Consider the following 22,248-nt stretch of genomic DNA (forward strand, 5'->3'; position numbering starts at 1 on the left):
TGAACGCTGAACATGAAGCCCACCGAAAGGTGGGCTTTTTTGTTTTAGGGATCCACCTCTGGCGAGGGGATTCATCTCAGCTCAAGTGCAAAGCACTCGCACAACTTGTGCCCCCAGGGAAATCCAGAGGGTTGCTTAGAGACGACGCTGCGCTGCGTCGTAAACTTCCTTGTCTCGCCGAGCACCGACTGCCACGATCAACACCTGAATGGCTTTCCCATCGACTCTATAAACGATACGCGTATCGCCCGTTCGAATTCTTCGACATCCGGCCAGGCTGGCTCTGAGCGGCTGACCGGTTTTGTCCGGCTCTCCCCTGACAATCCGCTCTTCAATGACATCAAGGATACGGTTCGCCGCTGCCGCCCCCAACTGATCCAGATCGTCCTGAACCTCCGGATGGTAGATAACCCCCCAAACCATTCCCCCCTCCTTCAGTCGTTTTTGGCGTACCGCGCTCGCATAGCTTCATGACTAATGGCCTTGGCCTCATCGAAATCAAGCAGCCGCTCGCGGGCTGTCGCTTCGACGCGAAGGTTTTCCAGTTCATCAAGCATTTCCTGATAGGCATCGACATTAATAATCACGGCTGCCGGCTCATTGTCCTTGAAAATAACCAGTCTTTCGGTTGCGCGACTCGAGACGTCCTTGAGCTTCGCGCTGAAGTTCCTGACCATTGCGGTAACGGATACCGCCTGATCAGCCCGTTCCAATAGCGCTGCCATAACCAACCTCCTAGCACATCAAGTTACATATATTTATACATATCTTTATGCGTAAAGTGTTGCGCTTCAAGAAGCATAAATCAAGTTGAAAAAACAGCTCCCGACCGGTTGCACCTCTACACTCCCCACACAAAAGCCCCTGCGGCTGCCAGGCACCGTTTTTTTGACTAGTGGCACACAACAACCCTGTGGCGAGGGGATTCATCCCCGTTGGGCTGCGAAGCAGCCCCAATCACAATAAGGCTCAACCTGCTAACGCGGGTCGACGATATCCAGCGCACGATTAGCCAACAGTTCACTCAGCTCGATCATCTGCGCCACGCCGAGCGCGACATGCCGCCGCGAGCCCTCCAACTCGAACGCCAGGTCACTGACCATGGCATTGGCCGAGGCAAGGGTTTCGCTGAGATTGGCCAGGAGACACTCCGTGTCGATGGTATCGATGACGGTGAAGACTTGTGTTGAGGTTTTGGGTTTGGGATCAGGGTGGGTGCCCAGATGGTAATCGAGTGCCCGGTCTGCGGCCTCTTGGAGCTTTTCTGGATCGGGGTCGTTGTAGGGGAAGGTGCTCTCTGATGGCGAAGAAGGATGATGTTTTTTCATAACGGCGCTCCTGCATCAATTGGAGCCCGAGACGTGGGCCCGGGCGCTAGCGCCTAACGAAGTCGACGGGCTTGCAGTCCCGGTCGCTGGATTGGCAGCGACCCAAACAAGCTAGAGATTCCGCTTCCGAGCAGCAACCTTAAAACCTCGTCGGAAAATTCGCCGCGTCTGTCAGGCCGCCATCGCGACCAAGCTCACTCCCACAGGAATCGCATCCGCCGAAGCAATGTTTTGCTGTTCGATAATCGCCCAAAACCCGCAAACGGCGATTGAACCGATCCCGGGCCGCCCTTCACCATCCCTCGCACAAAACCAATAACAACAGGTTCGACGCCATGCCCATCCGCCCCGCCGCACCCGGCTGATCCTCAATAGCCTCACGCCACTGGTTCCACCGTTCCGCCTGCAGCCCAAGGTTGTGGCAACGACCCGCTTCGTCCACAAAAAATAGAGACAACGCCCATGAAGCCCACACAGCACTTGTTCCCCAGCCTCATTGCCGTCGCCCTGACCAGCACCGCCCTGCCCATCCTGGCCGCGGAATCAGGGTTTGTCGAAGATGCCAAGGCCACGCTGAACCTGCGCAACTTCTACTTCAACCGCAACTTCACCAACCCGAACAATGCCCAAGGCAAAGCCGAGGAATGGACCCAGAGTTTCATCCTCGACGCCAAGTCCGGTTTCACCCAGGGCGTGGTCGGTTTCGGCGTGGACATACTGGGGATGTACTCGGTCAAGCTCGACGGCGGCCGTGGCACCGCAGGTACACAACTGCTCCCAGTGCATGACGACGGCCGCCCCGCCGATGACTTCGGTCGCCTGGGCGTGGCCCTGAAGGCCAAGGTATCGAAGACCGAACTGAAGGTCGGCGAATGGATGCCGGTGTTGCCGATCCTGCGCTCCGACGACGGTCGCTCCCTGCCGCAAACCTTTCGTGGCGGCCAGGTGACCTCCACCGAAATCAGCGGCCTCACGCTGTACGGTGGTCAGTTCCGCGCCAACAGCCCGCGCAACGACGCGAGCATGGAAGACATGTCGATGAACGGCCGCGGCGCGTTCACCTCCGACCGTTTCAACTTCGCTGGCGGTGAATACGCCTTCAACGAAAAACGCACCCAGGTCGGCGTGTGGTACGCGGAACTGTCCGACATCTACCAGCAACAATATTTCAACCTGACCCACAGCCAGCCCATCGGCGACTGGACCCTGGGCGCCAACCTCGGCTACTTCACCGGCAAGGAAAACGGCAGTGCGTTGGCCGGCGACCTGGACAACAAAACCGCGTTCGCCATGCTCTCGGCCAAGTACGGTGGCAACACCTTTTATGTCGGCCTGCAGAAAGTCGGCGGCGATGATGCCTGGATGCGCGTCAACGGCACCAGCGGCGGCACCCTGGCCAACGACAGCTACAACTCCAGCTACGACAACGCCAAGGAAAAATCCTGGCAAGTACGCCACGACTTCAACTTCGCCGCCGTCGGCGTGCCGGGCCTGACGTTGATGAACCGCTACATCAGCGGTGACAACGTGCACACCGCCACGGTCGACGACGGCAAGGAATGGGGTCGGGAAAGTGAGCTGGCCTACACCGTGCAGAGCGGCGCGTTGAAGAGCCTCAACGTGAAGTGGCGTAACTCGACGATGCGCCGGGATTACAGTACCAATGAGTTCGATGAGAACCGGTTGATCATCAGTTATCCGCTCAGCCTGCTGTAAAAGCCAAACATGGGTGGAGGCTGTACCACCGTCATCGCGAGCAGGCTAGCTTCCACAGGGAATCGGTGCCGAGCACAAAATCAGCGCTCACTGAAGATCCAGTGTAGGAGCTTGCTCGCGATGGCGTCATCACATTCAACATCCCCCATCAATTGAACCACCGCTATCGCGAGCCAGCTCGCTCCCACAGGAAATGAGGTAACCCCTTAAGCCCGGGATTCGACGCCCAGTTCGTCCCACACCGACTCGGCCAGATGGAACGTGGCGTTGGCCGCCGGGATGCCGCAGTAGATGGCGCTCTGCATGATCACTTCCTTGATCTCGCTGCGGCTCACGCCATTGTTGGCGGCGGCGCGCAGGTGCAGCTTGAGTTCTTCGGCGCGGTTCATGCCGATCAACATGGCAATGGTAATCAGGCTGCGGGTATGGCGCGGCAGGCCCGGACGGGTCCAGATGTCGCCCCAGGCGTGGCGGGTGATCATCTCCTGGAACTCGCTGTTGAACTCGGTCAGGGCATTGAGGCTGCGATCGACGTGGGCATCGCCCAGCACCGCGCGGCGTACTTGCATGCCTTCGTCGTAACGTTGTTTCTCGTCCACAAAAAACTCCTCAGGCACGGCCAGAATCAAGCAGGAAATCCAGCACCCGCGCGCTGAAGGCGGCGCCGGCCTGGACGTTGGACAGGTGCGCGGCGTAGAACTCGGCGTACTCGGCCCCGCGGACCCGCTCCTGGATAAAGTGCCCACCCGACGGCGGTGTCACGGCATCTTCAGTGCCGGCGATCACCAGCAGCGGTACGCGAATCGACGACAACTGCTCGCGAAAATCGGCATCACGCACCGCGGCACAGTTGGCCGCATAACCCTGAGGCGAAGTGGCGGCGAGCATGTCAGTGATTTTTTTTGCCGTCGCAGGCTGCGCTTCAGCAAAGTCGGGGGTAAACCAACGGGCAATCGAGGCATCGCGCAACGCTACCATCGCCGCCTTGCCGTCGCGCAGTACGGTTTCGATGCGCGGGTTCCACACCGACGGATCGCCGATCTTGGCCGCGGTGTTGCACACCACCAGTTTGTACAGGCGCTCGCCGGCGTTGATGCCCAGCCATTGGCCGATCAACCCGCCCATGGACAAGCCACAGAAATGCACCTTATCGATGTTCAACTGATCGAGCATCGCCAGCACGTCGCGGCCCAGTTGCTCGATGCTGTACGGCCCTTCGGTGACCAGCGACTGGCCATGGCCGCGCGTGTCGAAGCGCAGCACGCGAAAGTGTTCACTGAAGGCCGCGACCTGCTCGTCCCACATGTGCAGATCAGTGCCCAGGGAATTGGAGAGCACCAGCACAGGGGCGTCTTGCGGCCCATCAAAACGATAGTTCAGATCGCCCTCGGCGAGTTTGACGAATCCCACAACAATCTCCTTTCAGGCGTTCAAGGCAAGGTGTTCGGCCACGGCCCGGGCGACCCAGGTCTGTGCTTGTCCGAGGTAGTGCGCCGGGTCGAGCAGATGATCAAGCTCGGTCGCGGATAGCTGCGCAGTGACCTGAGGTTCATCCCCCAGCACATCACGCAAATGCCGTTGTTCGGCCACGGCGCGCTTGCAGCATTGCTCCAGCAGATGGTGCGCCGCGTCGCGTCCCACACGCTGGGCCAGGACGATGCTCACTGCTTCGGCCAGCACCAGCCCCTGGGTCAGTTCCAGGTTGCGGGCCATGCGCGCCGCGTCCACTTCCAACCCTTCGGCCAGCAGCCGCGCCTGCTGCAAGGCACCGGACACCAGGCAGCAGATCTCCGGCAGGGTTTCCCATTCGGCGTGCCATAGGCCCAGGCTGCGCTCGTGTTCCTGGGGCATGGCGCTGAACAGCGTCGACAACAAGCCAGGCACTCGCGTCGCCGCGCCGATCAGCACTGCCGCGCCCACCGGGTTGCGCTTGTGCGGCATGGTGGACGACCCCCCCTTGCCCGGCGCCGAGGGCTCGAACGCTTCGCCGGCCTCGGTCTGCATCAACAGGCTGATATCACGGCCGAGTTTGCCCAGGCTACCGGCGATCAGGCCCAGCACTGAACCGAATTCCACCAGGCGATCGCGCTGGGTGTGCCACGGCTGCTCGGGCAGGTTCAGTTGCAATTCGGCGGCCAAGGCTTCGGCGATGGGCAAGGCGTGTTCACCCAAGGCCGCGAGGGTGCCGGAAGCACCGCCGAACTGCAGCACCAGCAAGCGCGGCTTGAGTTCTTTCAAACGTTGGCGACTGCGGGTGATCGCTCCCAGCCAACCAGCGATCTTCATGCCCAGGGTCACCGGCGTGGCGTGCTGCAGCCAGGTGCGTCCGGCCAGCGGCGTGGCGGCGTAGTGTTCGGCTTGTCGGGCCAGGGTGGCGGCCAACTGCGCCAGCTCGCCTTCGATCAGCCCCAAGGCCAGGCGCAGTTGCAGCACCAGCCCGCTGTCCATCACGTCCTGGCTGGTGGCGCCTAGGTGCACGTAGCGCTCGGCTTCGGCGTCCTCGACGGCGATGCGCTTACCCAACGCCTTGACCAACGGGATTGCCGAATTGCCAGCGCTGGCGATCGCTTCGCTCAACGCCGAAAAATCATACAGCGCGGCACGACAGGCCTTTTCGATCGGCGCAACGGCACTTTGCGGAATCACCCCGACCCGCGCCTCGGCCCGGGCCAAGGCGGCTTCGACGTCAAGCATGGCCTGGACCCGCCCCGCATCGCAGAACACCTCGCGCATGTCGCGGGCGGTGAAATAGGCATCGAATAGCTGATTGCCCGGTCGTTCGCTCATAAACAGTCCTTGGGAAGGTAGATGTCCCGTGGCGAGGGAGCTTGCTCCCGCTTGAGTGCGAAGCGCTCACAAGAGAGGGCTGCTACGCAGCCCAGCGGGAGCAAGCTCCCTCGCCACAATGACTCAAACAAACCTCAAATGATCAGGTGGGTTCAAAGGTCGTGGTGCAAATACGCCGGCTGCTTGGGCAGGCGCAGGCTGAACAGGAACGCCACCACCATCATCACCGTGACATACCAATAAAAAGCGTTTTCCATGCCCTGGGCTTTCAGGCTCAGGGCAACGTACTCCGCCGAGCCGCCAAAAATCGCATTGGCCACCGCGTAAGCCAACCCTACTCCCAGCGCCCGCACTTCAGGTGGAAACATTTCCGCTTTCACCAGGCCGCTGATGGAGGTGTAGAAGCTGACGATCGCCAGCGCCAACGTGATCAGGACAAACGCCAGGAACGGGCTGCTGATGCTTTTCAGGGTCAGCAGGATCGGCACGGTGCACAACGCCCCCAGGCCACCGAACCAGAGCATGGAGTTACGCCGGCCGATCTTGTCCGCCAGCATGCCGAACAGCGGCTGCATGCACATGTACAGGAACAGCGCGCCGGTCATGATGTAGCTGGCGGTCTTGGCGTGCAGGCCGGCGGTGTTCACCAGGTATTTCTGCATGTAGGTGGTGAAGGTGTAGAAAATCAGCGAGCCGCCGGCGGTGTAGCCCAGCACGGTGATGAACGCGGCCTTGTGGTCGCGAAACAGCGCCATGATGCTGCCAGCGTCCTTGTTCTCGCGCATTTCCTTGCTACTGGTTTCCTTCAGGGAGCGCCGCAGGAACAGGGAAATCAATGCAGCCACGGCCCCCACCACAAATGGAATCCGCCAGCCATAAGCGCGCAGTTCGTCTTCGTTGAGAAACTGCTGCAGGATCACCACCAACGACACCGCCAGCAGTTGCCCGCCGATCAGCGTCACGTATTGGAACGAAGCAAAAAAACCGCGCTGCCCCTTGAGGGCGACTTCGCTCATGTAGGTGGCGGTGGTGCCGTATTCGCCGCCCACCGACAGGCCTTGCAACAAGCGCGCGAACAACAGCAGCAGCGGCGCCCAGACGCCGATGTCCTTGTAGGTGGGCAGGCAGGCGATGAGCAATGAGCCGAAGCACATCATCAGCACCGAGATCATCATCGAATTCTTACGTCCGTGACGGTCCGCCACCCGGCCGAAAATCCAACCGCCGATGGGCCGCATCAGGAACCCGGCGGCGAACACACCGGCCGTGTTGACCAGTTGCACCGTGGGGTTGTCCGAGGGGAAGAACGCCGGGGCGAAATAAATTGCGCAGAACGCATAGACATAGAAGTCAAACCATTCGACCAGGTTGCCGGATGAAGCACCGACGATGGCGAAGATACGCTTGCTGCGTTCTTCGCCGGTGTAGTGGCTGATGATTGGGGTGGCCATGGATTATTCACTCGTTGGGGACTGACGAAGTCTAGACACACTTAGTAACAGTCCCGTTCCAAAAACGGTCTTTCAAGCAGTAGCGCCTGTAGCGCCGCCATCGCGAGCAAGCTCGCTCCCACAGGGTTCATGCTATTGCTGTGGTCCTGTAAGTTCATACGCTTCCGGGCTGGGTTCATATCCCCTGTGGCGAGGGAGCTTGCTCCCGCTCGGCTGCGAAGCAGACGTCAACCTGGCAACGGGGTCATCCTGATGTACCGGGTCGCCGGCTTTGGGCTTGCTGCGCAAGCCAGCGGGAGCAAGCTCCCTCGCCACAGGAAAATCATGAGTCAGTAATCGAAGAACACCGTCTCGGCCTCCGTGCCCTGAAGGATCACGTTCCACTGGTACACGCCCGACGCATCAGGCTTGGCCACGATTGTGCCGCGACGTTCTTCGGGCACGCAGGCCAGCAGAGGGTCGGTTTCGTTGGCCTGTTCGCCGTCGAAATAGATGCGCGTCAGCAAGTGCTTGACCAACCCGCGAGCGAACACCAGCACCACCAAGTGCGGTGCCTGGGTTGTGCCCCCCAATCCCGGCACAGTGCCCGGCTTGATGGTGGTAAAGCGGAAGCGCCCTTCGGCGTCCACCGGCACCCGGCCGAAGCCTTCGAAATTCGGGTCCAGGGGTTTGTCCTGGTCGTCTTCCGGGTGGGCGTATTTGCCGGCGGCGTTGGCCTGCCAGACTTCCAGCATCGCGTCGTTGACGAACTGGCCGTTGCCGTCGACCACCTGCCCGGTGATCGCCACGCGTTGGCCGAGGGTTTCGGCGACGGTCAGGTCTTCGCGGTTCAGCCAGGTCAGGCCGATGTGGTAGTAAGGGCCAACGGTGTGGGACGTGGTGGCGGTGAGCGTCATCTTATTTCTCCATCGGCGTGGCATCGCGGCCGCGCAAGACGATGTCCCAGCGGTAACCGAGGGCGTAGTGAGGGACAGTTTTTTCCAGGTCGAAACGGGCGATCAGGCGTTCCTTGGCACTCGTGTCCGGCACGCAGTTGTAGATCGGGTCGTATTCCAGCAACGGATCGCCAGGGAAGTACATCTGCGTCACCAGGCGCGTCAGAATGCTCGGCCCGAACAGTGAGAAATGGATGTGCGCCGGGCGCCAGGCGTTGTGATGGTTGCCCCACGGATAGGCGCCGGGCTTGATGGTCTGGAACTGATACCAGCCATCGGCGTCGGTGACGGTACGACCGGTGCCGGTGAAATTCGGGTCCAGCGGCGCGTCATGGTTGTCGCGATCGTGGTTGTAGCGACCGGCGGCGTTGGCCTGCCAGATCTCCACCAGGATGCCCGGCACCGGCTGGCCGTGCTCATCCAGCACGCGCCCGTGAATGATGATCCGCTCCCCCAGCGGCTCGCCGGCATGCTGGGCGGTCAGGTCGTTGTCCTTCTCTTGCACGCGGTCGGCACCGACAGTCGGGCCGGTAATTTCCGACAGCGAATGCGGCAGGAACACCAACGGCTTGGACGGCGAGCGCAGGTTGGTGGACTGGTACGGCGGGTGCAGATACTCCGGCTGGGTGCCCGCTTGGGGGCGACGATAACCAGGCTTGTCAGTCATGAAGCGTTCCTCGGTTTCTTATTAGTAGAACGACGCGTCAGACGCGTTCGATTGCCAATGCCAGACCCTGGCCGACGCCGACACACATGGTCGCCAGGCCTTTCTTGCCGCCGGTCTTTTCCAAATGGTGCAACGCCGTCAACACCAGACGCGCCCCGCTCATGCCCAGCGGATGGCCGAGGGCGATGGCACCGCCGTTCGGGTTGACCTGGGGCGCATCGTCCGCCAGACCGAGGTCGCGCAACACCGCCAGGCCCTGGCTGGCAAAGGCTTCATTGAGTTCGATCACGTCGAAATCGGCGACCGCCAGGCCCAGCCGTTCAGTGAGTTTGCGCACCGCCGGCACCGGGCCGATGCCCATCACCCGTGGCGCCACGCCGGCACTGGCCATGCCCAGCACTTTGCCACGCGGCGTCAGGCCATGTTTCTTTACCGCTTCGGCCGAGGCCAGGATCAGCGCCGCCGCACCGTCGTTGACACCCGAGGCGTTGCCGGCGGTGACGGTCTTGTCCGGCCCGTTGACCGGCTTGAGTTTGCCCAGGGTTTCCAAGGTGGTGTCGGCGCGAGGATGTTCATCCTGCTCGACCACGGTTTCACCTTTCTTGTGGGCAATGCGCACCGCCACGATTTCTTCGGCGAAAAAACCTGCCGCCTGGGCCGCTGCCGTGCGCTGTTGGCTGCGCAAGGCGAAAGCGTCCTGGTCGGCGCGGGACACGGCATAGTCATCAGCCACGTTATCAGCGGTCTGTGGCATCGCATCCACCCCGTACTGGGCCTTCATCAATGGGTTGATGAAACGCCAGCCGATGGTGGTGTCTTCCAGCTTCATGCTGCGGGAAAACGCCGCGTCGGCCTTGCCCATCACGAACGGCGCACGGGACATCGACTCCACCCCACCAGCGATGGCCAGTTCCATCTCACCGCTGGCGATGGCGCGGAACGCCGTGCCGATGGCGTCCATGCCCGAGGCGCAAAGACGGTTGAGGGTTACACCGGGAATGCTGTCCGGCAGGCCCGCCAACAGCAGCGCCATGCGCGCCACGTTGCGGTTGTCTTCGCCGGCCTGGTTGGCGCAGCCGAGAAACACTTCGTCCACCGCGCTCCAGTCCACCGATGGGTTGCGCTCCATCAGCGCCTTGATCGGCACCGCCGCCAAGTCATCGGCACGCACGGCGGACAAACCGCCGCCAAACCGACCGATGGGGGTTCGAATCGCATCACAGATATAAACGTCGCGCATCAGGCTTCTCCCGGTGCCTGGCCATGGGCCGCCGCGGTGCGAGCTTCCAGATCGCGCAGTGCGCGCAGCTCTACCTCGGTCGGTTCGGCGGTGGTTTGCACCTGGTCGGCGAAACGGATCGCCCATCCGGTGGCGGCAATGACTTGCTCGCGAGTCACGCCGGGGTGCAGCGCGGTGACCACGAATTCATGGGTGCCGGCTTCCGGTTCCATGATGCACAAGTCGGTGATAATCCCCACTGGACCGGCACCCGGCAGGCCCAGGCGCTTGCGCGAATCGCCGCCTTCACCGTGGCCGACCGAAGTGATGAAATCCAGCTTGTCGACAAACGAACGCGCCGACTGCTTGAGGATGATCAACACGCTCTTGGCCGAGCCGGCGATTTCCGGCGCGCCACCAGCACCCGGCAGGCGGACTTTCGGCTGATGGTAATCGCCCACCACCGTGGTGTTGATGTTGCCGAAACGGTCGACCTGGGCCGCGCCCAGGAACCCGACGTCGATACGCCCGCCCTGCAGCCAGTAGCGAAAAATCTCACCGGTCGGTACGACGGTATCGGCGGTTTCCGCCAGCTCGCCGTCGCCGATGGACAGCGGCAGTACGCTGGGCTTGGCACCGATCGGGCCGGATTCGTAGATCAGCACGACGTCCGGCGATGAGGTCAGTCGTGCCAGGTTGGCCGCTTTCGACGGCAGGCCGATGCCCACGAAGCATACGGCATTGTTCTTCAAGCGACGCGCCGCGGCGACGGTCATCATTTCGTTGGTGGAGTAAGTCATGGTTTCACCTGCGAAGCGGCTGCCAGTCTGGCCTGGAATTCACTGAAGTCTTTAGTGCCATGGATGTATTCGTTGATCCATGCGGTGAAGGTCTCACGGTCCCGGGCGATCGGATCCCACGCCTGGTAGAAACGGTTGTCACGCTCGGTATAGCCGTGGGCGTAGGACGGATGAGCGCCACCCGGCACGAGGCACACGGCGCTCAATGCCCAGGTCGGCAGTACGCAAGCGTTCATCGGTGCATTCAGGTCGTCGACAATTTCTTCCACGGTGACGATGCAACGCTTGGCGGCCAAGACGGCTTCTTTCTGCACACCGAGAATGCCCCACAGCAGCACGTTGCCCTTGCGGTCGGCTTTCTGGGCGTGGATCACCGTGATGTCCGGGCGCACCGAAGGTACAGCGGCCAGTACTTCACCGGTGAAGGGACAGGTCACACTCTTGATCAGCGGGTTGACCTTCGGCAGGTCGGAACCGGCGTAGGCCCGCAGCACCGCGAACGGCAGGCCGGAGGCGCCGGCAACGTAGGCGTTGGCCAGGTCGGCGTGGCTGTGTTCCTCGATCTCCAGGGGGTGCGGCCATTGTTTCTCCACGGCATCGCGCAAGCGGTGCAACGACCCCACGCCAGGGTTGCCGCCCCAGGAGAAAATCAACTTGCGAGCACAACCGGCGCCGATCAACTGGTCATAGATCAGGTCAGGTGTCATGCGCACCAAGGTCAGATCTTTCTTTCCCTGACGAATGATTTCATGACCCGCCGCCGTAGGAATCAGGTGAGTGAAGCCTTCGAGCGCGACGGTATCGCCGTCGTTGACGAATTGCTTCACCGCGTCGTGCAGCGAAAGGATTTCAGCCATGGGGCAGGCTCCCGTTTTCCAGTAGACCGACATGAAGGAAAAGGCGCGAGGTTAAGCGCCGAAGTGACTGAAGATTAAGCCTGGGGGAAAAGCCAAACAATCCGATAATCGACAGAGTGTTCGTTTATCGAACGGATTGTTGTTTGGCTATCGATTTATCCACACAGCGAAAACGAGAACCGTGGCGAGGGCGCTTGCTCCCGCTGGGCCGCGCTGGCGCTCCAGTACGAAGCGGCCCTGTTTTTGGGGCTGCTACGCAGCCCAGCGGGAGCAAGCTCCCTCGCCACAGGGGTGTAGGTTCGGGGTTTCAGGTGGCATCCGCATGGCTGACCATGCCTTTGATCACCACCGCCGTGGTCGCCAGGGCCGCCGGGATCACCAGGGCGGTCAGGACCTGTTCGAAGTTCCAGCCCAGGCCCAACAGGGTCGCGCCCATCCAGGCACCGAGAATCGCGCCGAAACGACCGATGCCCAACATCCAGGACACACCGGTGGCCCTACCCTGGGTCGGGTAGAAACGCGCCGCCAGCGAAGGCATCGCCGATTGCGCGCCGTTGACACACATGCCCGCCACCAGCACCAGGGTGGCGAGCAAGGTGATGTTGCCCAGGCTCTGCCCCACCGCGTAGGCAAACACCCCCGCCATCAGGTAGAAAAGGCCGATGACCTTGTGCGGATTGAACCGGTCCATCGCCCAACCCACCCCGACAGCGCTCAACACGCCGCCGAATTGGAACAGCGCACCGATAAACGCTGCCTGCTCCATGCTCGCGCCGCTGTCGCGCATCAGGGTCGGCAGCCAACTGGTCAACAGGTAGACGATCACCAGGCCCATGAAATAGGTCAGCCACAGAAGCAAGGTGCCAGCGCTGTAGGTGCCGGAGAAAATCACCGCCAGCACATTGCGGGCTTTCACGGTTTTCTGTTCCGGCACACTGAAGCTCGCCGCTTGGGCCACCGTGTTCGGGTCGATCGGTGCCAGGGTCTTGCGCACCTTGTCGGTGCCGCGATTGCGCACCACCAGGTAACGCGCCGACTCCGGCAGCCAGAACAGCAACACGACCGCCAGGATCAACGGCAGGATCCCACCAATCAGCAGCAGGCTATGCCAACCGAACGCCGGTATCAGCTTGGCGGAGATGAACCCACCGCCGGCCATGCCCAAGTTGAAGCCACAGAACATGCTGGTCACCAACAGGGATTTCTTGCGTTCAGGGGTGTATTCCGAGAGCAAGGTCGTGGCGTTCGGCATCCCGGCGCCCAATCCCAGGCCGGTGAGGAAACGCAGCACCAGTAATTGATCGACATTGGTGCTGTAGGCCGAGGCCAAGCTGAACGCGCCGAACAGCAGAACCGCGCCCACCAGTACGACTTTTCGCCCGAAGCGGTCAGCCAGCGGCCCTGAACCCAGCGCGCCGAACACCATGCCGATCAGCGCGGCGCTCATCACCGGGCCGAGGCTGGCGCGATCGATGCCCCAATCCTGGGACAGCGCCGGGGCGATGAAGCCCATGGCCGCTGTATCAAGGCCGTCGAGGAAAACAATCAGGAAACAGAGAATCACCACCCGCCACTGGTAGCGCGAAATAGGTTGGGCATTGATAAAGGACTGCACATCGAGGCAGTGGCCTACGGAGGTCTGGGGCTGGTTCATTTTATTTTTATTCCACGTGATAAACGCAGGCGAACGATCAGGGACCGGCGAAACACGCCGGATGACGCTGCGCGACATTAATGAGGGCAGGCAAATACCGTCAATTCATCGCCGCCGACTGTGTGCGTTTATCGAACAGCTTAAGTGAACAGCTGCGCGCTCAAGTCGCGGCTGGCCCCCAGCAGGCCTGGCAGGAAGCGCTGTTCCAGCTCATTGCGGCTGACCCGCCCGGCATGGGTGCTGACGTTGAGCGCGGCCACTACTTGACCGGAAGCGTCGTACACCGGCACGGCAATCGAACGCAGGCCCTGTTCCAGCTCCTGGTCGACGATGCACCAGCCTTGCTGCCGCACCTGTTCCAGGCATTCAAGCAATGCCTCGGGGGTGTGCAAGGTGCGGCTGGTCTTGGCTTGCAGGTCGGCATGGTCCAGGTAGTCGCGCAGCGAAGCGTCATCCAGGGCCGCCAGGAGAATCCTGCCCATCGAAGTGCAATAGGCTGGAAGACGCCCGCCGACCGACAGATCGACCGAAATCAGGCGCTGGGTGGTGGCTGACCGGGCGATATAGAGGATATCGTCGCCTTCGAGCGTCGCCATGTTGCAGGCCTCGTGCAATTGCTCGCTCATGCGGTCCAGGTACGGCTGGGCAGAAACGGCCAGCGGCGTCGAGGACAGATAGGCGTGCCCCAGGGTCAGCACTTTGGGCAGCAGCGAATAGGTCCGTCCATCCGTGGTGGCGTAGCCCAGCTTGATCAAGGTATGCAGGCAACGTCTGACGGCGGCGCGAGGGATTTCCGTACGATGGCTGATTTGGGCAATGGTCAGGTGCCGCTTGCGCTCCTGGAAGGCCTGGACCACGGCCAACCCGCGGGCCAGGGACGTCATGAAATCGGGATCGCCGGTCAGGGCCTGGATCCGCTTGGCCGGCGAGGCGACGATCGGTGGCGCGACTGAAGTGAAAGCATTGCGCAATTGGTCGTTCATGTCTGGTCCTTCCCGGGGAATGACGGCTATTACAAGCGGCTGTCCGACGGACAGACAAGGGCCGGACCGCCAACAGTGTTCGATTATCGAACCAGCAACCGATAATCGCAATCCTGCCCGGTATCATGAGTTCGACAGCCGTCGAACGCCCGATAACAAGTTGAGCGAGAGTGACAAGCGATTTGACGTGAAGGCGCGGGCGATATTGAACTTGTCGCCTTGAACGGCATCAGGATATCGGCACTAGCAGACATCTTCTGAAACCTGATTGACACAAGTTTGCACATACAAACATCGATTCACACAACAACAGGCCCCTTTAAATATTTCCCGATAGTGTTATTCAGCTGGACCGCTATAATGCAACTCAGCGACGGTACGGCCAATCGACCGCTCCCGTACGCAGGCACCTTGGTAATACCCTGGCGCCCGAAGCACCTTTAGGTCGCTTCCCCTGTATTGGCAACAACACGAAGCCCTGATGCTACGTCAGCTGTCAGCTCTGGTGCCGTGGCCGTCTGCATGTCTACATGCAGTGCGTATCACCAGATTCAATTTCAATTAATTAGGTACAACTGTGACGAAAGACGAACTGCGCGCGGAACTTGAGCGCCAGGAACAACGTTACAAGGAAGTTTACGGCGGGGAAATCACCACCTACGCCGCACAACCTGAACCGGAACGTAAACCCTGGCGTAAGCGCGCCACCGTTCAGGACCAGGCCTTCACCCAGGAACTCCAGAAAATGGAAAAAGAACTCAAAGCCGAAGAGCAGTGACGCGCTGGGCATGATGTTCTTGTGAAGAGGTCTCCGGCCGCCATCCAGGCCGGAAACCGCAGCGCACGCCCGCCATGAGCGGGCCGCCATCCGCTCCCGCCCGACGGCCGGGAAGGCTCATGGCCGACCTTCTTTTCAGATATTTCATGCAACCGCTCGAAGTGCTCTACACGGGGCGGCGGTCAGGCTCCAGGACGCTTTGCGCCCCTGAATCAAAGGGTTACGCGCCCCACGGAAAACCTCGCGCCAGAGCCATTCCTACAAATTATTTCGTTGAAGAATGTTGCCGATGAGCAGGCAATGCATCGATTGCCATGGTTTTCTGGCATAATCGCGCCCCCTTATGACCGGGTCAGAAAACCTTCATGATCGATTTATTCAGCGGACTGGATGCTTGGGTGCTTGTGAGCCTCTTGCTCGCCCTGGCTTTTGTCCTCGCCTTCGAGTTCATCAACGGCTTTCATGACACCGCTAACGCGGTTGCCACTGTTATCTACACCAAAGCCATGCCGCCTCATCTGGCGGTGTTCTTTTCCGGTGTGTTCAATTTCCTCGGCGTGCTGCTGGGTGGTGTGGGGGTGGCGTACGCCATCGTTCACTTGCTGCCCGTAGAGCTGCTGATCAATGTGAACACCGGACACGGGCTCGCCATGGTGTTTTCGCTGCTCGCAGCGGCCATTACCTGGAACCTGGGCACCTGGTACTTCGGTATCCCGGCGTCCAGCTCCCACACGTTGATCGGCTCGATCCTCGGCGTGGGCCTGGCCAATGCGTTGATCAACGATATCCCGTTGGCCGATGGGGTGAACTGGCAGAAGGCGATCGATATCGGCGCCTCCCTGGTGTTCTCGCCCATGGCCGGCTTCCTGATCGCTGCCCTGGTGCTGATCGGCCTGAAATGGTGGCGTCCGCTGTCGAAGATGCACAAGACACCGGAACAGCGCCGCAAGATCGATGACAAGAAGCACCCGCCGTTCTGGAATCGCCTGGTACTGGTGATTTCGGCCATGGCCGTCAGTTTTGTCCATGGCTCCAACGATGGCCAGAAAGGCATCGGCCTGATCATGCTGGTGCTGATCGGTATCGTGCCTTCGCAGTTCGTGCTCGACCTGAGCAGCACCACGTATCAGATCGAGCGGACCCGCGACGCGACCCTGCACCTGAGCCAGTTCTACCAGCGCAACAGCGAATCCCTGGGTGAATACCTGGCGCTGGGCAAGAGCGTGGAAGGCGATCTGCCGGAAAAATTCCGTTGCAACCCGCAGCAGACCGAACCCACCATCGATGCCCTGCTCAACACCCTCAAGGGCGTGGCTGACTACCATTCGCTGCCGTCGGAAAGCCGTATCGAAGTGCGTCGCTACTTGCTCTGCCTGGACGACACGGCGAAGAAGGTTGGCAAACTGCCAGGCCTGGCAGCCCGTGAGAAAGACGACCTGAACAAACTGCGCAAGGACCTGACCGGCACCACCGAGTACGCCCCATTCTGGGTGATCCTGGCGGTCGCCCTGGCACTGGGCCTGGGCACCATGGTCGGCTGGAAGCGTGTGGTACTGACCATCGGCGAGAAGATCGGCAAGCAAGGCATGACCTACGCCCAGGGCATGTCGGCGCAAATCACCACCGCGTGCATGATCGGCGCGGCGAACATTTTCAGCCTGCCGGTTTCCACCACCCACGTACTGTCTTCGGGCGTGGCCGGTACCATGGTCGCGAACAAGAGCGGCCTGCAAGGTGGCACCGTGCGCAACATCCTGCTGGCCTGGGTGCTGACCCTGCCGGCAACGGTGGCGCTGTCGGCCGGGCTGTTCTGGTTGGCGTCCAAGGCCTTGGGCAGCTGATTCCAGCAGCCACAAAAAAGGTGCGATCCTGATGGGTCGCACCTTTTTTTATGCTTAAAACACCTCGCCCCCACAATGGTCTTGTGTGGAACAGGGAAAATTTGGCCAAAAAAAAAGGGCGACCGAAGTCGCCCAAAATGCCTTGCGTGCTCGTTTTAGCCGGAAAGACCTACGGTTTTTTCCGCTTGTGTGCGTCTTTCCAGATGAATAATCCAAAACCTGCGAAAAATACGAACATGAGGCCGACCGTCAACACACCGGCAAACACCACATTATCGAAAAACATGACTGGCCTCCTGGTCTTGCCCCTGTTGCGATGGCTTCAAGTTAACCAATCAGGCCTGGATGAAAATTGACCGGGGTCAATAACGCCCGCAACGGGGCGAAAAGGTGGGGAAATAACTGATCTGCATCAATGGATCGAGGGGGTTCAGCGCTTTTTCGGTTTGTTTTTCGACTTTTTCTTGGGCTTGCCCAACGGCATGGCCTGCTCGAAAGCCTGGCGGACTTCATTGAGGCGCTTTTCGTTGAGGTCGTGAACGCGCTTGGCGCGCTCGGCACTGAGGTCGATCAGCTTATCGTCTTGGCTCATGGCGTGTGGGCATCGTGCAGTGAATTGCGGATGCGCCCATGATGCGGGGTGTTGACGGCGTTGACCAGCCTGCGTACGTCGGCAAACGCCTGAATCAGATCTGGATATCGACCCACAAGCCCTGGCGCGACTCTTCGTCCATCAGCGGCACCACCGGCACGGTGTTGTCGGCGTTGAGTTCGGTACCCGGTACGGCCAGGTGTTCTTCAGGATCTTCATTGGCCTCGCGGTGGCGCTTGTCGCGCTCCTGCCGGCGACGCTGTTCCTCGCGCAACAGCAGCGCGGCCTCTTCCGGGTCGCGGCTCTGCAGGTCGATGGTGCTTTCGTTGGAGCTTTGCTGCACCGGGACCACGGGCGGTATGTCCGGTCGCTGGCGAACCGGATCCTGTTGAGCGGTGATAGGTACGGCGCTCAAAGGGAGCATGGGTGGCAACATAAAGGTCTCCTGTCTTCAGGTTGTCGGCTGGGAAAGTGGCAGCTTGAACCGCCGGTCTGAAACTTGTGACCCAGTTGGCATTGCAGCGATCCCCAGGGCCGAGCTCGTTTGATCGCTGGGCAAGCGTAAGTTCCGTGCGTCGCTCACTAATCAACGTACGTAAATCCTTTGGTCTGAGGGATCCTTCCGTTAAGATAACCGGCTTTTTCAAGGCGGGAGTCAGGCAGCATGGCGCAGCAGTATCAACCGGGGCAACGCTGGATCAGTGACAGCGAAGCCGAGCTGGGTTTAGGCACCGTTCTGGCACAGGACGGCCGCTTGTTGACCGTGCTCTATCCGGCCACTGGCGACACTCGCCAGTACGCGCTACGGAACGCGCCGCTCACCCGTGTACGGTTTTCGCCGGGCGATGTGATCACTCACTTCGAAGGCTGGAAAATGACCGTGCGCGAAGTCGATGACATCGACGGGCTGCTGGTCTACCACGGCCTCAACGGACAGAACGAAGTCGTCACCCTGCCGGAAACCCAACTGTCGAACTTTATCCAGTTCCGCCTGGCGAGCGACCGTCTGTTCGCCGGCCAGATCGACCCATTGGCCTGGTTCTCCCTGCGCTACCACACCCTGGAACACACCAGCCGCCAGTTGCAGTCTTCGCTTTGGGGCCTGGGCGGCGTCCGTGCCCAGCCTATCGCCCACCAATTGCACATTGCCCGTGAAGTAGCCGACCGCATTGCGCCGCGGGTGTTGCTGGCGGACGAAGTGGGCCTGGGCAAGACCATCGAGGCCGGCCTGGTCATCCATCGTCAACTGCTGTCCGGCCGCGCCAACCGCGTCCTGATCCTGGTACCGGAAAACCTCCAGCACCAATGGCTGGTGGAAATGCGTCGACGTTTCAACCTGCAAGTCGCGCTGTTCGACGAAGAACGCTTCATCGAAAGCGATGCCAGCAACCCGTTCGAAGACACTCAACTGGCCCTGGTGGCGCTGGAGTGGCTGGTGGACGACGAGAAGGCCCAGGACGCGCTGTTCGCCGCCGGCTGGGACCTGATGGTGGTCGACGAAGCCCATCACCTGGTGTGGCACGAAGATCAGGTCAGCCCGCAGTACGCGCTGGTCGAGCAACTCGCCGAGACGATCCCGGGCGTGCTGCTGCTGACCGCGACCCCGGAACAACTGGGCCAGGACAGCCACTTTGCTCGCCTGCGCCTGCTGGACCCGAATCGCTTCCACGACCTCAAGGCCTTCCGTGCCGAGAGCGAGAATTATCGCCCGGTGGCCGAAGCCGTGCAGGAGTTGTTGGACAAAGGCCGTCTTTCGCCCGAGGCCCACAAAACCATCCAAGGCTTCCTGGGCAATGAAGGTGAAGCATTGCTGACCGCGGTCAGTGATGGCGATGTCGAAGCCAGTGCCCGCCTGGTGCGTGAACTGCTGGACCGCCACGGCACTGGCCGCGTGCTGTTTCGCAACACCCGCGCCGCCGTGCAGGGTTTCCCGGAGCGCAAGCTGCACGCCTATCCGCTGCCGTGCCCGGCCGAATACCTCGAATTGCCGCTGGGCGATCATCCCGAGCTGTACCCGGAAGTCAGCTTCCAAGCCCAGCCGGACGCCAGCGAAGAAGAACGCTGGTGGCGTTTCGACCCGCGGGTCGAGTGGTTGATCGACACCCTGAAGATGCTCAAGCGCACCAAAGTACTGGTGATCTGTGCCCACGCCGAAACCGCCATGGACCTGGAAGACGCCCTGCGCGTACGTTCCGGCATTCCGGCCACGGTGTTCCACGAAGGCATGAACATCCTGGAGCGCGACCGCGCGGCGGCCTATTTCGCCGACGAAGAGTTTGGTGCCCAGGTGCTGATCTGCTCGGAAATCGGCAGTGAGGGGCGCAACTTCCAGTTCGCCCATCACCTGGTGCTGTTCGATCTGCCGGCGCACCCGGACCTGCTCGAGCAACGTATCGGCCGTCTGGACCGGATCGGCCAGAAGCACACCATCGAGCTGCACGCGCCGTACCTGGAAACCAGCCCACAGGCGCGGCTGTTCCAGTGGTATCACGAAGCCCTGAATGCCTTCCTCAACACTTGCCCGACTGGCAACGCCTTGCAGCATCAGTTCGGCCCGCGCCTGCTGCCATTGCTGGAAGAAGCCGACGATGGCCAGTGGCAAGCACTGATCGACGAAGCCCGCACCGAACGCGAACGCCTGGAGGCCGAGCTGCACACCGGTCGAGACCGTTTGCTGGAGCTCAACTCCGGCGGCGCCGGTGAAGGCGATGCGCTGGTGGAAGCCATTCTCGAGCAGGACGACCAGTTCGCCCTGCCGATCTACATGGAAACCCTGTTCGACGCCTTTGGTATCGACAGCGAGGACCATTCGGAAAACGCGCTGATCCTCAAGCCGAGCGAAAAAATGCTCGACGCCAGCTTCCCGCTGGGCGACGACGAAGGCGTGACCATCACCTACGACCGCAACCAGGCGCTGTCGCGCGAAGACATGCAGTTCATCACCTGGGAGCACCCGATGGTGCAAGGCGGCATGGATCTGGTGCTGTCCGGTTCCATGGGCAACACCGCCGTGGCGCTGATCAAGAACAAGGCCCTCAAGCCCGGCACCGTGTTGCTGGAACTGCTCTACGTCAGTGAAGTAGTGGCCCCGCGCTCGCTGCAACTGGGCCGCTACCTGCCGCCGGCCGCCCTGCGCTGCCTGCTTGACGCCAACGGCAACGACCTGGCCGCCCGGGTTTCGTTCGAAACCTTGAACGACCAGCTCGAAAGCGTGCCACGCGCCAGCGCCAACAAGTTCATCCAGGCCCAGCGCGACCAACTCACGCCGCGGATCAACGCCGGCGAAGAGAAGATCACCCCGCGTCACGCCGAACGCGTGGCCGAGGCCCAGCGTCGCCTGGCCGCCGATACCGACGAGGAATTGGCACGCCTGACCGCCCTACAAGCGGTCAACCCGACCGTGCGCGACAGCGAACTGGTAGCCCTGCGCCAACAGCGCGAGCAAGGGCTGGCGATGCTTGAGAAAGCGGCGTTGCGCCTGGAGGCGATTCGGGTGTTGGTGGCGGGCTGATTGCCACAGTAGTCCGAAAAAAGGCCCGCAGCGATGCGGGCCTTTTTGTGAGCAACCTGCCAAACACAGAAATGCCTGGCCAGGACATGGTCAACTGTGGCGAGGGGATTTATCCCCGCTGGGTTGCGCAGCAGCCCCAGAATCCATCATGCGCCGCGATTGTCAGTTGAAATGCAGAGGGTTGCTGCGCAACCCAACGGGGATAAATCCCATCGCCACAATGCCCTGTCGGCTTCAGCTCCAGCCTTGGCCTTGGCCTTGGCATCAAGGACTGTAATATCCCACCGCCACCAGGAAATGCCCGACCTTCTTCAGGTACGCGTGCTTGTCCTCGACCTTGCCGGTCACCGGGTTCTTCCACCGATACTCATACTCCCCCACGTCCTGCTTGCCGATCATGGCCAGGATCGGCTCGCCCACCGGCTTGCCATCGGGGTCCTTGACCTTGGCGAAGTCGGTATTGATCAACCGCAGGTTGGTGCCGTGACCGACATAGCGCCGGGTATTGAGGTCGACGACAAAGACGTACAAGTCATCCTGCAGATAACCACCCTTGAGGGAGTTAACCGCCGTCAGCGTGGCCTTCTCATTTTTCAACAGGTCGCTCGAAGCCTTGTCCAGCAACGCCCTGGCCTGTTCGGCGGAAGCCCGGGGCAGGTAGTAGCCGACAGCCAGAATCCGTTCGCCGATACGCTGGAAATACACATGCTTGCGCTCGACCTTGCCGTCCGACCAGTTCTGCCAACGGTACTCGGCTTGCTGGATGCCACTGGCCTCGGGAGTCTTCAAGGCGTCCTTGAAGGCTTTGCGCAGGTCCGGGCCCAGCACTTCAGACACGTCTCGCCCGATCAGCGCCGAGGAAGGCCCGCCGCTGGCGAGCATCACACCCTGGGTATCCACCACGAATACGTAGCGATCCTTGTCGACGAATTCCCCCTGGCGACTGAAGGCGGCAAAGGCTTTGTCGCCGTTGTCGTGGTAGTAAGCCAAGGCCTTTTCCAGCAGCGAGCGGGCCGCCTGGCCGTCATCCGGCGTCGCTGCATGAACCGGTGCCAGCCCCAGCACAAGCATTGCGCCCAGCCAGGCCATCCTGTGAAAAAAACCCATATGCGCGCCCCTCGTTCTTGTT

General features: G+C 61.1%; 22 protein-coding genes. 4 read left to right on the forward strand and 18 right to left on the reverse strand.

The features are described from left to right. Positions 1-135: 135 nt before the first annotated feature. From TK06_RS14195 to TK06_RS14205, 3 genes are all read right to left on the reverse strand, one after another. Positions 136-423 (reverse strand): type II toxin-antitoxin system RelE family toxin, encoded by a 288-nt coding sequence (locus TK06_RS14195; RefSeq protein ID WP_063322588.1) that lies wholly within the window; start codon positions 421-423, stop codon positions 136-138. Between the two features lie 11 nt (positions 424-434). Next, positions 435-725 carry a type II toxin-antitoxin system Phd/YefM family antitoxin gene (locus TK06_RS14200; protein ID WP_063322589.1) on the reverse strand — a complete coding sequence of 97 codons (291 nt, stop codon included), beginning with the start codon at positions 723-725 and terminating at the stop codon, positions 435-437. Between the two features lie 252 nt (positions 726-977). After that, positions 978-1,328 carry a DUF6124 family protein gene (locus tag TK06_RS14205; protein ID WP_025212302.1) on the reverse strand — a complete coding sequence of 117 codons (351 nt, stop codon included), beginning with the start codon at positions 1,326-1,328 and terminating at the stop codon, positions 978-980. Positions 1,329-1,790: 462 nt separating this feature from the next. Here TK06_RS14205 and TK06_RS14210 point away from each other — a divergent pair, with 462 nt between their 5' ends. Beyond that, entirely contained in the window at positions 1,791-3,044 is a 1,254-nt protein-coding gene (locus tag TK06_RS14210; protein WP_063322590.1) for an OprD family porin, read from the forward strand. 206 nt (positions 3,045-3,250) lie between these two features. On the opposite strand, the gene pcaC is transcribed toward TK06_RS14210, so the two are convergent. The 11 genes from pcaC to pcaR form a co-directional block, all read right to left on the reverse strand. Next, positions 3,251-3,643, reverse strand: a complete 393-nt coding sequence (gene pcaC, locus TK06_RS14215) for a 4-carboxymuconolactone decarboxylase (RefSeq protein ID WP_063325152.1) — start codon at positions 3,641-3,643, stop codon at positions 3,251-3,253. A gap of 10 nt (positions 3,644-3,653) precedes the next feature. Beyond that, complete coding sequence (gene pcaD, locus TK06_RS14220) at positions 3,654-4,454, reverse strand: 3-oxoadipate enol-lactonase (RefSeq protein ID WP_063322591.1); 801 nt, start codon at positions 4,452-4,454, stop codon at positions 3,654-3,656. A gap of 12 nt (positions 4,455-4,466) precedes the next feature. Further along, entirely contained in the window at positions 4,467-5,831 is a 1,365-nt protein-coding gene (locus TK06_RS14225) for a 3-carboxy-cis,cis-muconate cycloisomerase (RefSeq protein WP_063322592.1), read from the reverse strand. Positions 5,832-5,983: 152 nt separating this feature from the next. Continuing rightward, entirely contained in the window at positions 5,984-7,282 is a 1,299-nt protein-coding gene (locus tag TK06_RS14230) for an MFS family transporter (protein ID WP_063322593.1), read from the reverse strand. A 329-nt stretch (positions 7,283-7,611) separates the two neighbouring features. Beyond that, positions 7,612-8,178, reverse strand: a complete 567-nt coding sequence (gene pcaG, locus TK06_RS14235; RefSeq protein ID WP_063322594.1) for a protocatechuate 3,4-dioxygenase subunit alpha — start codon at positions 8,176-8,178, stop codon at positions 7,612-7,614. A gap of 1 nt (position 8,179) precedes the next feature. Then, positions 8,180-8,884 (reverse strand): protocatechuate 3,4-dioxygenase subunit beta, encoded by a 705-nt coding sequence (gene pcaH / locus TK06_RS14240; protein WP_063322595.1) that lies wholly within the window; start codon positions 8,882-8,884, stop codon positions 8,180-8,182. A 37-nt stretch (positions 8,885-8,921) separates the two neighbouring features. Beyond that, entirely contained in the window at positions 8,922-10,127 is a 1,206-nt protein-coding gene (gene pcaF / locus TK06_RS14245) for a 3-oxoadipyl-CoA thiolase (protein ID WP_203417437.1), read from the reverse strand. After that, on the reverse strand, positions 10,124-10,903 hold the full coding sequence (locus TK06_RS14250; protein ID WP_053178376.1) for a CoA-transferase subunit beta: 780 nt from the start codon (positions 10,901-10,903) through the stop codon (positions 10,124-10,126). Before TK06_RS14250 ends, pcaF begins: the two co-directional genes overlap by 4 nt. After that, positions 10,900-11,760 carry a CoA transferase subunit A gene (locus TK06_RS14255; RefSeq protein WP_063322597.1) on the reverse strand — a complete coding sequence of 287 codons (861 nt, stop codon included), beginning with the start codon at positions 11,758-11,760 and terminating at the stop codon, positions 10,900-10,902. Before TK06_RS14255 ends, TK06_RS14250 begins: the two co-directional genes overlap by 4 nt. A 307-nt stretch (positions 11,761-12,067) precedes the next feature. After that, positions 12,068-13,414 (reverse strand): MFS transporter, encoded by a 1,347-nt coding sequence (locus TK06_RS14260; protein WP_063322598.1) that lies wholly within the window; start codon positions 13,412-13,414, stop codon positions 12,068-12,070. A 140-nt stretch (positions 13,415-13,554) separates the two neighbouring features. Then, a complete protein-coding gene (pcaR, locus tag TK06_RS14265) occupies positions 13,555-14,397 on the reverse strand; it encodes a pca regulon transcriptional regulator PcaR (RefSeq protein WP_014336961.1) in 843 nt (280 codons plus the stop codon). 577 nt (positions 14,398-14,974) lie between these two features. On the opposite strand from pcaR, the gene TK06_RS14270 reads away from it, so the two are divergent. Together TK06_RS14270 and TK06_RS14275 are read left to right on the forward strand one after the other, a co-directional pair. Next, positions 14,975-15,175 carry a hypothetical protein gene (locus TK06_RS14270; RefSeq protein WP_003198635.1) on the forward strand — a complete coding sequence of 67 codons (201 nt, stop codon included), beginning with the start codon at positions 14,975-14,977 and terminating at the stop codon, positions 15,173-15,175. A gap of 365 nt (positions 15,176-15,540) precedes the next feature. Next, positions 15,541-17,016, forward strand: coding sequence for an inorganic phosphate transporter (locus tag TK06_RS14275; RefSeq protein ID WP_063322599.1), 1,476 nt, complete (start codon positions 15,541-15,543; stop codon positions 17,014-17,016). A 169-nt stretch (positions 17,017-17,185) separates the two neighbouring features. Here the strand turns inward: TK06_RS14275 and ccoM are convergent, their stop codons facing one another. From ccoM to TK06_RS14280, 3 genes are all read right to left on the reverse strand, one after another. Beyond that, positions 17,186-17,302, reverse strand: coding sequence for a cytochrome c oxidase subunit CcoM (gene ccoM / locus TK06_RS33275; protein ID WP_025212288.1), 117 nt, complete (start codon positions 17,300-17,302; stop codon positions 17,186-17,188). Positions 17,303-17,446: 144 nt separating this feature from the next. After that, positions 17,447-17,608: a hypothetical protein gene (locus TK06_RS32750; protein WP_003198631.1), complete on the reverse strand. Its 162-nt coding sequence runs from the start codon at positions 17,606-17,608 to the stop codon at positions 17,447-17,449. Positions 17,609-17,702: 94 nt separating this feature from the next. Beyond that, the gene (locus TK06_RS14280; RefSeq protein ID WP_063322600.1) at positions 17,703-18,044 is read right to left on the reverse strand and encodes a hypothetical protein; all 342 of its coding nucleotides are present in this window, start codon (positions 18,042-18,044) and stop codon (positions 17,703-17,705) included. A gap of 228 nt (positions 18,045-18,272) precedes the next feature. On the opposite strand from TK06_RS14280, the gene rapA reads away from it, so the two are divergent. Then, positions 18,273-21,119 carry an RNA polymerase-associated protein RapA gene (gene rapA / locus TK06_RS14285; RefSeq protein WP_063322601.1) on the forward strand — a complete coding sequence of 949 codons (2,847 nt, stop codon included), beginning with the start codon at positions 18,273-18,275 and terminating at the stop codon, positions 21,117-21,119. A 264-nt stretch (positions 21,120-21,383) separates the two neighbouring features. Here the strand turns inward: rapA and TK06_RS14290 are convergent, their stop codons facing one another. After that, positions 21,384-22,226, reverse strand: a complete 843-nt coding sequence (locus TK06_RS14290) for a cache domain-containing protein (RefSeq protein ID WP_063322602.1) — start codon at positions 22,224-22,226, stop codon at positions 21,384-21,386. Positions 22,227-22,248 lie beyond the last annotated feature (22 nt).

Source organism: Pseudomonas fluorescens (assembly GCF_001623525.1).
Classification (GTDB): domain Bacteria; phylum Pseudomonadota; class Gammaproteobacteria; order Pseudomonadales; family Pseudomonadaceae; genus Aquipseudomonas; species Aquipseudomonas fluorescens_Q.

Bases quoted from the DNA above. Each gene is read 5' to 3' on its own strand.
- TK06_RS14195 (WP_063322588.1), bottom strand. From the start codon at position 423: ATGGTTTGGGGGGTTATCTACCATCCGGAGGTTCAGGACGATCTGGAT.
- TK06_RS14200 (WP_063322589.1), bottom strand. From the start codon at position 725: ATGGCAGCGCTATTGGAACGGGCTGATCAGGCGGTATCCGTTACCGCA.
- TK06_RS14205 (WP_025212302.1), bottom strand. From the start codon at position 1,328: ATGAAAAAACATCATCCTTCTTCGCCATCAGAGAGCACCTTCCCCTAC.
- TK06_RS14210 (WP_063322590.1), top strand. From the start codon at position 1,791: ATGAAGCCCACACAGCACTTGTTCCCCAGCCTCATTGCCGTCGCCCTG.
- TK06_RS14225 (WP_063322592.1), bottom strand. From the start codon at position 5,831: ATGAGCGAACGACCGGGCAATCAGCTATTCGATGCCTATTTCACCGCC.
- TK06_RS14230 (WP_063322593.1), bottom strand. From the start codon at position 7,282: ATGGCCACCCCAATCATCAGCCACTACACCGGCGAAGAACGCAGCAAG.
- pcaG (WP_063322594.1), bottom strand. From the start codon at position 8,178: ATGACGCTCACCGCCACCACGTCCCACACCGTTGGCCCTTACTACCAC.
- pcaH (WP_063322595.1), bottom strand. From the start codon at position 8,884: ATGACTGACAAGCCTGGTTATCGTCGCCCCCAAGCGGGCACCCAGCCG.
- TK06_RS14250 (WP_053178376.1), bottom strand. From the start codon at position 10,903: ATGACTTACTCCACCAACGAAATGATGACCGTCGCCGCGGCGCGTCGC.
- TK06_RS14255 (WP_063322597.1), bottom strand. From the start codon at position 11,760: ATGGCTGAAATCCTTTCGCTGCACGACGCGGTGAAGCAATTCGTCAAC.
- TK06_RS14260 (WP_063322598.1), bottom strand. From the start codon at position 13,414: ATGAACCAGCCCCAGACCTCCGTAGGCCACTGCCTCGATGTGCAGTCC.
- pcaR (WP_014336961.1), bottom strand. From the start codon at position 14,397: ATGAACGACCAATTGCGCAATGCTTTCACTTCAGTCGCGCCACCGATC.
- TK06_RS14275 (WP_063322599.1), top strand. From the start codon at position 15,541: ATGATCGATTTATTCAGCGGACTGGATGCTTGGGTGCTTGTGAGCCTC.
- ccoM (WP_025212288.1), bottom strand. From the start codon at position 17,302: ATGTTTTTCGATAATGTGGTGTTTGCCGGTGTGTTGACGGTCGGCCTC.
- TK06_RS32750 (WP_003198631.1), bottom strand. From the start codon at position 17,608: ATGAGCCAAGACGATAAGCTGATCGACCTCAGTGCCGAGCGCGCCAAG.
- TK06_RS14280 (WP_063322600.1), bottom strand. From the start codon at position 18,044: ATGTTGCCACCCATGCTCCCTTTGAGCGCCGTACCTATCACCGCTCAA.
- rapA (WP_063322601.1), top strand. From the start codon at position 18,273: ATGGCGCAGCAGTATCAACCGGGGCAACGCTGGATCAGTGACAGCGAA.
- TK06_RS14290 (WP_063322602.1), bottom strand. From the start codon at position 22,226: ATGGGTTTTTTTCACAGGATGGCCTGGCTGGGCGCAATGCTTGTGCTG.